Genomic DNA, 12,528 nt, shown 5'->3' on the forward strand with positions numbered 1-12,528 from the left:
CATATGGTAATGTCCAAAATTTATAATTCCAGATTTTTAAATTCAACTTTAATCCAAATCATTAGATTATGGACAAAAAGTTTAGAAGGTATGATATCGATTGGTTGCGAGTATTCGTTTTTACACTCTTAATCATTTATCATTCAGGTATGTTCTTTGTGCCTTGGGGCTGGCATATAAAAAATAACAACATCTATGATTGGTTGAAGTGGCCAATGCTTTTTTTAAATCAATGGAGACTGCCAATATTATTTCTAATTTCTGGTATGGGTACATTTTATGCCTTATCAAAAAGAAATATATGGCAATTTAATAAGGAGCGATTTTTGCGTTTAGGGATTCCCCTTGTTTTCGGTATGCTCGTTATTGTTCCTCCACAAGTATATTTTGAAAGATTGGTACATGGTCAATTTCAAGGTTCGTATTGGAGCTACCTGAGCACTATTGCCTATGACGGCATTTACCCAGAAGGCAATTTAAGTTGGCACCATCTGTGGTTTCTTCCCTATCTACTAATTTTTTCTGTAATACTTTCTCCTATTTTCCTTTATATAAAAAATAATAAAAACAGATTTATACGTTGGATTAGCAAAGAAATTCAAAAACCTTACGGATTATACATTTTTACGATTCCACTCTATTTATTGGAGTCTTTGCTAGAACCTTTTTATGACATAACCCATGACCTAATTAATGATTGGTTTAATTTTTTCTCTTCCATGACTTTATTTTTCTTCGGATTTGTCATGGTCGCTTGCGGACCTATTCTTTGGAATGCAATCGAAAGGATACGCACAAAAGCTCTTTACTTAGGAATTATATGTTTCATAGGAATGCTTATTACTTGGCAATTTGAAGACGGATACACTCGTCACTTTACCGAAGCTTTTCTGAAAATCGTAAATCTTTGGTCATGGATATTAGTGCTATTAGGATATGCCGCTAAGTATAAAAACAAACCTAGTCCACTTTTGAGCTATGCCAATCGAGCTGTTTACCCATTCTACATTCTTCACCAAACCGTAACCGTAGGAATTGCATATTACATAAAGGATTTGCAATGGAGTTTGCTTTTAAAAGCTACAATTTTAATCGTAGGTACATTTTTAATATGTTGGTTAATTTATCATTTAATCATATCAAAAATAAAACCTCTGCACCCTCTATTCGGATTAAAAAAAGGTAGTTAACTATATTTTATGTAAAAAATTAAACATCTAACCATTAACAGTATTAACAAAACTCATAAAAAATTGTGACTTCATTAAACTTTTGGTTTCTAAATAAATACAATCAATTAAACCTTATTGAAATGAAAAAATTTATTGCAGAATTTATCGGCACATTATGGCTTGTTTTAGGTGGTTGCGGTAGCGCCGTAATTGCCGCAGGATTTCCAGAACTAGGTATTGGCTTTGTTGGGGTCTCTTTAGCCTTTGGTTTAACCGTGGTTACCATGGCATATGCCATAGGTCACATTTCTGGCTGTCATTTAAACCCAGCCGTAACCATTGGTGTTTGGATAGGTGGGCGTTTTGACGGCAAAGATGTTTTTCCTTATATAGTTGCCCAGGTAATGGGCGGTATTGCAGGTGCAGCTATTCTTTTTCTTATTGCTTCTGGCAAGTCTGATTTTGTATTGGGCGGCTTTGCCTCCAATGGTTACGGTGAACATTCACCTGGCGGTTATGGCATGACCTCTGCCTTGATCATTGAAGTAGTAATGACCTTCATTTTCCTATTCGTAATATTAGGTTCTACGTATACAAAAGCTCCTAGAGGTTTCGCCGGTTTGGCAATAGGTCTTTGTCTTACCCTAATTCACTTAATAAGTATACCGGTTACCAATACCTCCGTAAACCCTGCACGTAGTACCAGTCAAGCCCTTTTTGTTGGAGATTGGGCGATAGATCAGCTTTGGTTATTTTGGTTAGCCCCAATAGTTGGTGCAATTTTAGCAGGATTAATTTACAAAGCAATTTCACCGGAAATAACAGATAATTTGTAAAATATTTATGACCAAGCTCATCGTATTTAGATAAAGTATGATGAGCTTTTTTTTTATGGTATATTTAGAGAATCAACTAAACTAACTCTTTTAAAATATGCCTTTAATCATTGTAATCATAGGAATTCTTCTCCTATTCATTCTCATTGCCAAATTTAAACTCAACGCATTCATCACATTCATCATTGTATCATTATTCGTTGGTATTGCAGAAGGTATGGAACCTATTAGTGTCGTCGATTCTATACAGAAAGGAATAGGCAATATATTAGGGTTTCTAGTAATCATTTTAGGCCTTGGTGCCATGTTGGGAAAATTGGTTGCCGATAGTGGTGCCGCTCAACGAATTACTACTCAATTAGTAGAAAAGTTCGGAAAGAATAATATTCAATGGGCAGTTGTTTTAACCGGTTTCATTGTAGGTATTCCAATGTTCTACTCTGTAGGATTTGTAATTCTTGTTCCATTAGTTTTTACCATTGCAGCAGCTACCGGCCTACCACTTTTATATGTTGGTCTACCTATGTTGGCTTCTCTTTCGGTTACACATGGTTATTTACCACCTCACCCTGCCCCAACGGCACTTGCCACAATGTTTAATGCTGATATCGGTAAAACATTACTATACGGAATTATCGTTGCCATACCAGCAATTATCGTTGCCGGACCGTTGCTTTCAAGAACTTTAAAAGGAATTAATGCGACACCGCTTAAAGAGTTTTTAAACCCTGTAATTCTAAAAGAGGAAGAAATGCCTGGCATGGCAAACAGTATTATAAGCGCACTTTTACCTGTAATACTTATTGCTGTTGCAGCTTTGGCTCAATTTACAATGCCAGAAGAATTTTTTCTTACCAAAATCTTAGTTTTCATGGGTAACCCGGCAATAGCAATGTTAATTGCTGTTTTAGTCGCCATATACACATTGGGTCTAGGTCGCGGAAAAAGTATGAAAGAGGTCATGGATACTGTTGGTAGTGCTATAACCGGCATCACCATGGTACTTTTAATTATCGCTGGATCAGGCGCTTTAAAACAAGTGTTAATAGATAGTGGTGTGAGCAACTATATTGGCGGTATTCTGGAGCAATCCTCTATTTCTCCATTAATATTGGCCTGGTTAATTGCAACTGTTATTCGCGTATGTGTGGGTTCTGCTACCGTTGCCGGTTTAACCGCTGCAGGTATTGTACTTCCGCTCGTTCAAGGAACTGGTGTTAGCCCAGAATTAATGGTTCTCGCTATTGGGTCCGGTAGTTTAATGCTATCACATGTAAACGATAGTGGCTTTTGGCTTTTCAAAGAATACTTTAATTTATCCGTAAACGATACTTTAAAAAGCTGGACGGTTATGGAAACTACCGTCGGTGTTATGGGGTTATTAGGTGTTCTAGTAATTAATATGTTCATTTAAATTTAATAAATATGCAAAAGAAACCTTCTGAAAGAATAAAGGAACTGGGTTTGGTATTACCTCCCGCTCCACCTCCTGCAGGCTTATATAAACCTGTATTGGTCGTTGATCATTTTCTATATATTTCTGGTCAGGGACCTATGCAAAATGACGGATCTTTAATTATTGGTAGAGCTGGACACGACATGACTATGGAAGAAGCTAAGGTTGCCGCTAGACAAGTTGCCTTAACCATGCTTTCTACCATCCAAACTCATTTTGGTGATATTGATAAAATTAAACGTATCGTAAAGACTTTGGGAATGGTCAATTCTACTCCTGATTTTGGTCAACAACCTTTGGTTATCAATGGATTTAGCGAACTAATGGCAGATCTTTTCGGACCAGATAATGGTGTTGGTGTTCGTAGTGCCGTTGGTATGATATTACCTGGAGGAATTCCTGTTGAAATTGAGGCTCATTTCCAACTACATCAATAGCACATATGCAAAAAGAAAATTGGTATTCCTTGAACCAACCTGAAGAAGTGATATCTCCTTCCTTATTGGTATATCCAGATAGAATTCAACATAACATAGAGTTAATGATTTCTATGATTGGTGATGTAACTCGTTTGCGTCCGCATGTAAAGACGTATAAAAATGCCGATATCATCAATATGCAGATGGCACGCGGAATTACAAAGTTTAAATGTGCCACTATTGCAGAAGCAGAATTATTAGGGGATTGTAATGCCCCAGATGTTTTATTGGCTATGCAGCCGATTGGTCCCAATGCGAAGCGATTTGTTGAATTGATGAAAAAATATCCCAATTCTAAGTTTTCAACTCTTGTAGATAACACTAAAACACTTTCAATTCTCGGTGAACTGGCAAAGTCTAATGATATCAAAATTTCGCTTTGGGTAGATATTAATAATGGAATGAACCGCACCGGTATCATTCCAGATAATGATGCTTCAGAATTGTATTCCCAGTTGCATCAAAATTTAAATTTGATTGCCGAAGGCTTACATGTTTATGACGGCCATTTAAGAAATTCTAACCCTGTTACACGAGAGAATGAATGTAATAGTGCTTTTGATGCAGTATTAGCTTTACAGAAAACAATTATAAACCAAAATATTCCCAGCCCAAAAATTGTTGCGGGGGGATCACCAACATTTCCTTTTCACAGTAAAAGATTAAATGTAGAAGCTAGCCCAGGCACCACTTTATTATGGGATTCTGGTTACGGTAGTCAATTTCCTGAAATGAAATTCTTACCAGCGGCAGTTCTCTTTACTAGAATCTTAAGCAAACCTACAACTGGTATTCTTTGTTTTGATTTAGGTCATAAATCTATAGCCCCAGAAATGCCTTTTCCGAGAATTGAGTTTTTAGATTTAAAGCATAGTAAACAAATTAGCCAGTCTGAAGAGCATTTAGTGGTAGAATATGATGATTTAACCATACCAGAAGTAGGCGATGTTCATTACGCCATCCCAAAACATATTTGCCCAACTGTGGTGAAATATGACACCCTAACCGTTATTAAAAACAATGCAGTTATAGACCATTGGAAAGTAAGTGCAAGAACTCAAAAATCTACAATTTAAGCATGTTCATATTCGACGCCCATTTAGACCTTTCCATGAATGCGATGGACTGGAATCGTGACCTAACATGGTCTATAGAAGAAATAAGAAAAAGCGAACAGGGTTTAACCGATAAGCCTGGCCGTGGTAACAATACCGTTTCTTTAGAAGCCATGCGTCAAGGAAACGTTGGACTCTGTATGGCGACACAAATTGCACGATATGTGCATAAAGACAATACCCTACCGGGATGGAAATCGCCGCAACAGGCATGGGCACATACACAAGGGCAATTAGCATGGTACAAAAGCATGGAAGAGGCTGGTGAAATGGTTCAGATTATCAACAAAAATCAACTTGACGACCATTTAGCCCTTTGGAAGACTGACGAAGAAAAAAAGCCTATTGGGTATTTACTAAGTCTTGAAGGTGCAGATTCAATTGTTGACGTCTCTTACCTACAAAAGGCTTTCGACAGTGGATTACGCGCCATTGGTCCTGCTCATTATGGACCTGGGACTTATGCTCACGGCACAAACTCGGTTGGTGGTATTGGAACAAAAGGAAGAGAACTATTAAAAGAAATTCAACGACTGGGAATTATTCTAGATGTTACTCATTTATGCGACCTAAGTTTTTGGGAAACTATGGTAAACTATGATGGTCCACTTTGGGCAAGTCATAACAATTGTAGGGCATTGGTAAATCATCACCGCCAATTTACAGATGAACAATTAAAGGAAATTATAGCTAGAAAAGGGGTAATAGGGGTTGTTTTAGATGCTTGGATGATGACACCAACTTGGGAACGTGGTGTTTCTACACCTGAATCCGCTAATGTAAGTTTAGAGCAGATAATTGATAACATTGACCATATTTGTCAATTAGCAGGCAATACTAATCACGTTGGAATTGGTTCTGATTTGGATGGCGGATTTGGAAAAGAACAAGGTCCTGCAGATGTAGATACTATTGCAGACCTTCAGAAAATTTCTGGATTATTAGAAAAACGAGGCTACTCTAACAACGACATTGAAAAAATAATGAATGGTAATTTCATTACATTTTTAGAAAAAAACCTACCAAACTAAATATCCTTTTATCGAATAATAGTATAACCTGCAGTATTTTAACGAAGCCTTAAGTACGCATGGCAGGGTATTTGTTATCTTTATTTCATCTTATATACTATTCGATGAGAAAACTTTTTTTTCTTTTTATTGTTTTGTTCTCCTTTTCTGCTGTACAACTTTCTGCGCAAACAGATTTACCTACATCAAAGCCGCTTAAAATTGAGAGTGTAAACCCTATCGAACCAAAAGGCACTCCAAGTGCCGGGGCTGTTCTTAATATGCCTAATTTGATTAAAGAACAGCCAAGTGTAAATATGAAAGACCCTAACCCAGTAAAAATGCTGCGCGATGAAGAATTAGTGCAAGCTGGTACAGGTATGAAAATAGACCCACGTATTGGACCCGGTGAACGATTAGGTGGATCAGGGCAATATTTTGCGGATCAATACCTAGGTGATGTAAAAAGTACAGGAAAATTTATAGGCATTGTTTGCAGAGACCATGAATACGTAGATGGGGATCGAGTAAAAATCTATATGAACGACCAGGTAGTAGAACACAACCTATTATTGACAGGGGCATTCAAAGGTATTAATGTAGACCTGCAAGACGGCTTTAATCGTCTAGACTTCGAAGCACTAAATCACGGATCTTCTGCACCAAACACAGCACAAGTAGATGTTTACAATGACAAAGGAGAATTAATTTATTCTAATAAATGGTTACTATCCGCAGGCTCTAAAGCAACCTTAATTGTCACCAAAGAGTCTATGTAATTCAACTACATTACCTTACCTGCTAAATACCGTTGTACTTCATATACATCAATACTCTTATTAAATTTCTTACTTACGCTGGGTAAATTCTCGCTAGAAATCCAAATCTTTAACTCTGCATCTAAATCGAAAGTACCAGACGTTTCTAAAGAGAACCTAGATATGTTTTTATAGGGCAACGACTTATATTCTACCTTACTCCCTGTTAAACCTTGAATATCAATTAATATCAAACGTTTATTAGTGAACATAAATACGTCTCTTAGAAGAGAAAAACCTAGTTCAATTTGTTCCCCTTCAATTAGTAATCTGCCATATTTTTTTAATAATTGCTCTGCAGAAACTTCACTTGCATTCCCTAATATTTTATTCAATAAGCCCATAATTTCTTTACTTAATTAAATTATCTATTACCCGGACTATACGTTTCCTCTGCTCTTTTTAAAACATCTTCACGATAATAAAGAACTTCTTTCCAATCTATATTTTTATATTTTTCAATTTGATCATCAAAATGTGGCGAGGCAGGATCTCCACTTTGCCCACCAGCTAATATACTCTTGGCTTTTACTTTTTCTCCAAATTCCACTACTGCCACAAAACTATTACCCCGTGTACCATATATTTTTTTTGCACCTTCAGTGGTATAACGAGCTCCATAGGCTGCCAACGCTCCCCATCTACTAGAAGCAAACCCTATAGGAATGCTTGGCTTGGTATCATCAAAATGCTGTATAATATCACCTGTTGTTCGTTGATACCTATTCACTTCTCCCCAAGGCATTATCCAAGTTCCAAAATCTTCAGTCAGTTCATTTATCACTTCTTCAAAAACTTTTACAGCTTCTTCAGTATGTGTTCCAAAATAAGTCATGCGCTCCATATCACTTATATTCTCTGGGTGTTTTGCTCGTTTACCCATAGCCGTACCATAGAAATGTGCCAAGGTCATTGCCACCTGATTTTCACCTGTAGTATAATCCCAATTTTCTAATACAGAAATTGGTTCTCGAAATTTCGGGTTCTTATCGTCATGAGCATTATACGCTTTTACCAAACCAGGAATCAATGCCTTAAATGCAGGCATATAAGGATCATGAGCTAATTGAATTAGACTATCTATTGTATACCCCTTTCTGTCTCTTAATAATTCAATTGCATGTACACCTCTAAAATTTTCTTGGTCTTTAGACATGTAATATGGGTAATCTTCCTTTTTAGGACTGAATTCTAAAGCGGAAGTATAAGGTGTAGAATTACAGTTCTGTATCCAACCATTTTCTGGATTCAATACCAAAATATTCTCATCTACTTTATGTAACCCTTGCCAATCGGTTTTTGGGTTACTGCCGTCCACAGGTTCAGCATAATTAAATTGTACATCCCGTTTTGGAACAAAATTACCATGGAAATAAGCAATATTGCCTTCCGCATCTGCATAAACGGTGTTGTTACTTGAATTGGTACGAATATCCATCATATCTAGAAAGCCCTTATAGCCATTTTGCTTTGTACGAATAAATGACTGCTCTAGCGCTTTAACTGGTTCCCACATCATTGCTGAAGCTGTCCATTGACCATCGGCAACGTGGGTTATGGGACCATGATGCGTTCTATATGCAGGATATTTCTTTTCTTTAAGTTCATTACCATCTTTATACTTCAATATTATTTCAGATGATTTTACAGGACGTAGCTCCTCTCCATATTGGTAGAACAGATTTTCACCATTCTTAACAATGGTTTCTTTAAACTCATCCATAACATCGGTGTAAGTAGATGTATGCATCCATCCAGTTTTTTCATTGAATCCTTGGTAAACGAAAAACTGCCCCCAAGTTACCGCACCATAGGCATTCAATCCTTCTTCCGAAACTACATGAACTTCTCCCCTAAAATAAAATGAAGTGTGCGGATTGATCAATAACATCGCATTACCTGACTGTGTTAACTTACCTGAAATAGCAATTCCGTTAGAGCCTTGTGGCTCTTCTACTTCCTTCTCTTTTTTTAATTTCAACTCTTCCATTTCTGGTAGTGCCATATTGCTATCATAAAAAGCAGCAATTTTCTTTGTTGAAATTCGCTCTATATCTCCACCAATAGACCCTTCGCTAAAATACATAGGCATCCATGGCTCAAAATTTGTCAGTAGCCTTGGTTTCACCTCTGGGTGCGTGTATAAATAGTAATTTATTCCGTCTGCAAAGGCATTGCATAATTCTTTTAACCAAGCTGGACTCTTCTCATAATTTGCTTTTGCTTCTTCTTCACTCATGAATAACTTAGCACGTAGATCACTATACAGCGCTTCCTCACCATCAACTTCTGCCAACCTACCTGTTGCCCATATATAATTTTGTTCCACACGATTAAAATCATCTTCGCACTGTGCATACAGCAATCCAAAAACGGCATCGGCATCCGTTTTACCATAAATATGAGGTACGCCAAAATCATCCCTAATAATTTCAACGTTAGCTGCCTGTGCTTCCCATTTATCAACTTGTGGGTCTTTTGAGTTTTCAGCCTTACAGCCAATAACTAGTATAAAAGCGAATACGTAAATAATCTTATTCATAAATGTTCTATTGTTGATTTATTCAAGGTATATAAATGTAACTGATTTTACCAACTTCCGCTAGAGCCACCACCACCAGAACTTCCTCCTCCGCCAGAGAAAGAACTTGAGCTACCACCAGAAGAACTACTACCTGAACTGAACGAATGCGTTCCTGAAGAAGAAAAGGTTTTTTGATAGTAAGTTTTATCATTCTTTACCCAAGAAATGCTCAAATCTTCTTCACCAGAAATCTTAAGTTTTATAAATGCTATTATTGCGGCAATACCAAAAAATGGAAGAAGTAACCATAATATAAGACCGGGTTCATCAAAAATAAAAGCTGCAGCTTGGGAATTAGACATGTAAATACTGTAGCCTATAATTAGAGGAACAATTATAAACACCAAACCGAAAACACTTGAAAAGGATCCTGCCAAAAGCATAAACACCCCAGGCAACACCCCTAATTTACCCATGAACACCCCTCTAAAAACCTCGATAACATTGACATAACTTTTAAGAAAGAAAAAGCCGCCAACTCCAATAAATATCGAGAAAAATATACCAAGAAATATATTCATATATAGTTTCTCTTTAGAATCTTCGTCGACAATCTCTTTTTTAAACTCCTCTAATGCACTAGGATCATTTAAAAATTCTATAAGTTGATCTGCTGCTTGATTTATTCCCGTGTAATACTCCGCTTCCTTAAAATTTGGAATCATCGTATTTCTTATAATTCTTGAGGCAACAGCGTCTGTAATGTAGGGTTCCAACCCATAACCAACTTCTATTCTAACCTCTCTATCCAGTTCTGAAAATAAAATCAGCAAACCATTATCCTTTCCTTCTTGACCAATTCCATTTTTATTAAAAAGATCATTGGCATAAGTCTCAATAGTATTAAAGCCCAATTGCTCTATAGTAACCACAACTATTTGATTTGTGGTTTTCTCTTCAAAATCTAATAAACGCGTATTTAATTCAAGAACTTGATGTGGGCTAAATATGTTTGCGCTATCGGTTACATAATCTCGTAGCTCATAATACTGCTCTTGCGCATTGGTATACAACGAAAATAATAGAAGTAATAAAAAGGTTTTTTTAAGCATACAACAGTAATACTGATACTCAAATATAAAAACCTTTATTGATAAGTTGCTTCTATATCAAAACCTATTCTAGATTCGGTCAAATCTTTAGAATTGAAGTAACTTGCAAAAGTTTTGCCAGCATACTGCATTGGCTTGGCCTAACACCAAATAAAATCACCTATGTCCGAAAAAAAAGTAAGTATATTAACAGCATTTAAAACTATTATTTGGCCTCGTAGAAAATTGGTTTTCCTAGGCTTATTCCTTATTGTTATAAGTAAAGCCGCAAGTTTTGTTGCACCAGTTTCTCTTCGCTATTTTTTAGATGATATTGTTCCCAACAAAGATTATGATTCATTGAAGCTTCTTGTAGCTGTTGTAATTTTTGCATTCTTGGTGCAGTCAGTTATGTCATTTCTACTAACAAAAGTGCTTAGCATACAAGCACAATATATGATTTCTGAACTGCGATCTCAAGTACAGAAACAAGTTCTTTCACTTCCTATTCGCTTTTTTGACAACACAAAATCTGGCTCTCTAGTTTCTAGAATTATGAGTGATGTTGAAGGTGTACGAAACCTAATAGGCACCGGACTTGTTCAACTTGTTGGTGGAACAATAACTGCTGTAGTATCTCTAATTCTGTTATTGAGAATTAGCCCTACAATGACATTATTAACCTTTGTACCACTTATTCTTTTTGCGGTTATAGCATTAAAAGCTTTTAAAATAATAAGACCCGTTTTTAGAGAACGAGGTAAAATAAATGCGGAAGTAAAAGGTAGACTTACCGAAACTCTTGGAGGCATACGTGTAATTAAAGGATTTAATGCAGAAGCACAGGAAAGTAAAGTCTTCGAAGAAGGAGTTGACAGATTATATCAAAATGTAAAAAAGAGTTTAACCGCTACAGCCATAATGACCAGTTCTTCAACCTTTCTTTTAGGATTGGCTACAACTGGAATAATGATGGGCTTTGGAGGCTATAAAATGATGCAAGGCGAATTAACCACTGGTCAGTATTTTGAATTTACTTTTCTACTAGCGCTTATGGTAGCGCCTATTGTACAAATGAGCAATATAGGAAGTCAGTTAACAGAAGCATTAGCGGGGCTAGATCGTACCGAAGAGTTAATGAACAAAGTATCTGAAGCTGATGAAAAAAACCGAACAATAACCCTTTCTAATATTAAAGGTGATATGGTTTTTAAAGATGTTTCCTTCGCTTATGAAGAAGATAAAGATGTTTTGCACAACATAAGTTTTGAAGCCAATTCTGGTGATGTCATCGCCCTAGTCGGTAGTTCTGGATCTGGTAAATCTACTATTGCAGGTTTGGCAGCTAGTTTCTTAAATCCGGATTCTGGAGAAATCTCTATTGATAGTATTGACCTTGCTACAGTAGACCTAACCAGTTTTAGACAGTTTTTAGGTGTTGTTTTACAAGACGATTTTCTATTTGAAGGTACTATTAGAGAAAACATCCTTTTCCCTAGACCAGGCGCTTCTGAAGAAGAGTTACAAGCTGCAATTAAAGCTGCGTATGTTGATGAGTTTACAGATAGATTTGAAGAAGGACTTAATACTGTTATTGGAGAACGTGGCGTAAAATTATCTGGAGGTCAGCGCCAGCGTATCGCTATAGCAAGAGCGGTATTGGCAAACCCTAGAATATTAATATTAGATGAAGCAACTTCTAATTTAGATACTGAAAGTGAAGCATTGATTCAGAAAAGTTTGGCTGAATTAACCAAAGGAAGAACCACTTTTGTAATTGCCCACCGTTTAAGTACCATTAGAAAAGCGAATCAAATCTTAGTAATTGAAAACGGACGCATTGCCGAACAAGGTACTCACGAAGAACTAATCCTTAAAGAAGGTAGATACCATAACTTGTTTACGTATCAGGCTAGGATATAAGTTGACTGATGGCTGTTGGCTGTTGGCTGTTGGCTGTTGGCTGTTGGCTGTTGGCTGTTGGCTGTTGGCTGTTGGCTGTTGGCTGTTGGCTGTTGGCTGTTGGC

Annotated in this window: 11 protein-coding genes; 8 read left to right on the forward strand and 3 right to left on the reverse strand. The window is 36.7% G+C overall.

Annotation, left to right across the window (positions count from 1 at the left end):
• Window positions 1-68: 68 nt before the first annotated feature.
• From BM296_RS01490 to BM296_RS01520, 7 genes are all read left to right on the forward strand, one after another.
• Window positions 69-1,190, forward strand: coding sequence for an acyltransferase family protein (locus BM296_RS01490; protein ID WP_091900876.1), 1,122 nt, complete (start codon window positions 69-71; stop codon window positions 1,188-1,190).
• Window positions 1,191-1,312: 122 nt separating this feature from the next.
• Window positions 1,313-2,008: an aquaporin Z gene (gene aqpZ, locus BM296_RS01495; protein ID WP_027065932.1), complete on the forward strand. Its 696-nt coding sequence runs from the start codon at window positions 1,313-1,315 to the stop codon at window positions 2,006-2,008.
• Window positions 2,009-2,105: 97 nt separating this feature from the next.
• The gene (locus BM296_RS01500) at window positions 2,106-3,422 is read left to right on the forward strand and encodes a gluconate:H+ symporter (RefSeq protein WP_091900878.1); all 1,317 of its coding nucleotides are present in this window, start codon (window positions 2,106-2,108) and stop codon (window positions 3,420-3,422) included.
• 11 nt (window positions 3,423-3,433) lie between these two features.
• Window positions 3,434-3,901, forward strand: coding sequence for a RidA family protein (locus BM296_RS01505; RefSeq protein ID WP_091900880.1), 468 nt, complete (start codon window positions 3,434-3,436; stop codon window positions 3,899-3,901).
• A 5-nt stretch (window positions 3,902-3,906) separates the two neighbouring features.
• Window positions 3,907-5,019: a D-TA family PLP-dependent enzyme gene (locus BM296_RS01510; protein WP_091900882.1), complete on the forward strand. Its 1,113-nt coding sequence runs from the start codon at window positions 3,907-3,909 to the stop codon at window positions 5,017-5,019.
• Window positions 5,020-5,021: 2 nt separating this feature from the next.
• The gene (locus BM296_RS01515) at window positions 5,022-6,089 is read left to right on the forward strand and encodes a dipeptidase (protein ID WP_091900883.1); all 1,068 of its coding nucleotides are present in this window, start codon (window positions 5,022-5,024) and stop codon (window positions 6,087-6,089) included.
• A 104-nt stretch (window positions 6,090-6,193) separates the two neighbouring features.
• Entirely contained in the window at window positions 6,194-6,847 is a 654-nt protein-coding gene (locus tag BM296_RS01520) for a hypothetical protein (RefSeq protein WP_091900885.1), read from the forward strand.
• 5 nt (window positions 6,848-6,852) lie between these two features.
• On the opposite strand, the gene BM296_RS01525 is transcribed toward BM296_RS01520, so the two are convergent.
• Genes BM296_RS01525 through BM296_RS01535 form a run of 3 tightly spaced genes read right to left on the reverse strand, consistent with a single transcriptional unit; the run spans window position 6,853 to window position 10,522 of the window.
• Window positions 6,853-7,230, reverse strand: a complete 378-nt coding sequence (locus tag BM296_RS01525; RefSeq protein ID WP_027065926.1) for a PH domain-containing protein — start codon at window positions 7,228-7,230, stop codon at window positions 6,853-6,855.
• Window positions 7,231-7,250: 20 nt separating this feature from the next.
• Window positions 7,251-9,428 (reverse strand): acylase, encoded by a 2,178-nt coding sequence (locus BM296_RS01530; RefSeq protein ID WP_091900887.1) that lies wholly within the window; start codon window positions 9,426-9,428, stop codon window positions 7,251-7,253.
• A gap of 47 nt (window positions 9,429-9,475) precedes the next feature.
• Window positions 9,476-10,522, reverse strand: a complete 1,047-nt coding sequence (locus tag BM296_RS01535) for a TPM domain-containing protein (RefSeq protein WP_091900889.1) — start codon at window positions 10,520-10,522, stop codon at window positions 9,476-9,478.
• Between the two features lie 162 nt (window positions 10,523-10,684).
• Here BM296_RS01535 and BM296_RS01540 point away from each other — a divergent pair, with 162 nt between their 5' ends.
• Window positions 10,685-12,424, forward strand: coding sequence for an ABC transporter ATP-binding protein (locus tag BM296_RS01540; RefSeq protein WP_091900891.1), 1,740 nt, complete (start codon window positions 10,685-10,687; stop codon window positions 12,422-12,424).
• Window positions 12,425-12,528 lie beyond the last annotated feature (104 nt).

This window comes from Maribacter stanieri (genome assembly GCF_900112245.1).
Taxonomy (GTDB): domain Bacteria; phylum Bacteroidota; class Bacteroidia; order Flavobacteriales; family Flavobacteriaceae; genus Maribacter; species Maribacter stanieri.

What these genes read in the sequence shown, in the direction of transcription:
- BM296_RS01490 (WP_091900876.1), top strand. Translation starts at nt 69, where the DNA reads ATGGACAAAAAGTTTAGAAGGTATGATATCGATTGGTTGCGAGTATTC.
- aqpZ (WP_027065932.1), top strand. Translation starts at nt 1,313, where the DNA reads ATGAAAAAATTTATTGCAGAATTTATCGGCACATTATGGCTTGTTTTA.
- BM296_RS01500 (WP_091900878.1), top strand. Translation starts at nt 2,106, where the DNA reads ATGCCTTTAATCATTGTAATCATAGGAATTCTTCTCCTATTCATTCTC.
- BM296_RS01505 (WP_091900880.1), top strand. Translation starts at nt 3,434, where the DNA reads ATGCAAAAGAAACCTTCTGAAAGAATAAAGGAACTGGGTTTGGTATTA.
- BM296_RS01510 (WP_091900882.1), top strand. Translation starts at nt 3,907, where the DNA reads ATGCAAAAAGAAAATTGGTATTCCTTGAACCAACCTGAAGAAGTGATA.
- BM296_RS01515 (WP_091900883.1), top strand. Translation starts at nt 5,022, where the DNA reads ATGTTCATATTCGACGCCCATTTAGACCTTTCCATGAATGCGATGGAC.
- BM296_RS01520 (WP_091900885.1), top strand. Translation starts at nt 6,194, where the DNA reads ATGAGAAAACTTTTTTTTCTTTTTATTGTTTTGTTCTCCTTTTCTGCT.
- BM296_RS01525 (WP_027065926.1), bottom strand. Translation starts at nt 7,230, where the DNA reads ATGGGCTTATTGAATAAAATATTAGGGAATGCAAGTGAAGTTTCTGCA.
- BM296_RS01530 (WP_091900887.1), bottom strand. Translation starts at nt 9,428, where the DNA reads ATGAATAAGATTATTTACGTATTCGCTTTTATACTAGTTATTGGCTGT.
- BM296_RS01535 (WP_091900889.1), bottom strand. Translation starts at nt 10,522, where the DNA reads ATGCTTAAAAAAACCTTTTTATTACTTCTATTATTTTCGTTGTATACC.
- BM296_RS01540 (WP_091900891.1), top strand. Translation starts at nt 10,685, where the DNA reads ATGTCCGAAAAAAAAGTAAGTATATTAACAGCATTTAAAACTATTATT.